The organism is Vibrio qingdaonensis (assembly GCF_026191675.1).
GTDB lineage: Bacteria > Pseudomonadota > Gammaproteobacteria > Enterobacterales > Vibrionaceae > Vibrio > Vibrio qingdaonensis.
Map to the genome: position 1 here is coordinate 1 of NZ_JAKRRY010000183.1, position 329 is coordinate 329.

The 329-nt window shown below is 41.0% G+C and carries 1 pseudogene; it reads left to right on the forward strand.

The window, feature by feature from the left end:
- Nucleotides 1-329 (forward strand): annotated as a pseudogene (locus MD535_RS25940) (hypothetical protein); the annotation flags it as partial.

The window sequence follows — 329 nt, forward strand, 5'->3', positions numbered from 1 at the left end:
CTTTATGACGGTCAATGACCATCTGTTGACGTTAAGGACTGGTTATCATACTCGCCGAAATACCATTGTCGTGCCATGGATGCTGATGCTAACCATATTAACCCTGTATTTTCTCTACGATTCCAGCCACAAATATGACTTTGAGTCTCAAAAGGCTCGAGCTGAGCGTATGATTGAAAGCTATAAAGAAGACAAAGCCAGATACATAAACCGCCTTTCAGATGCACAAAAGGAAGGAGATAAGAAAAAAGAAGATATTTATCGGCGCGGGATAGCTCTCGCAGATAATTCCATTAAAGGTTTCAGTATCTATTTTGAGCAAGACGGTG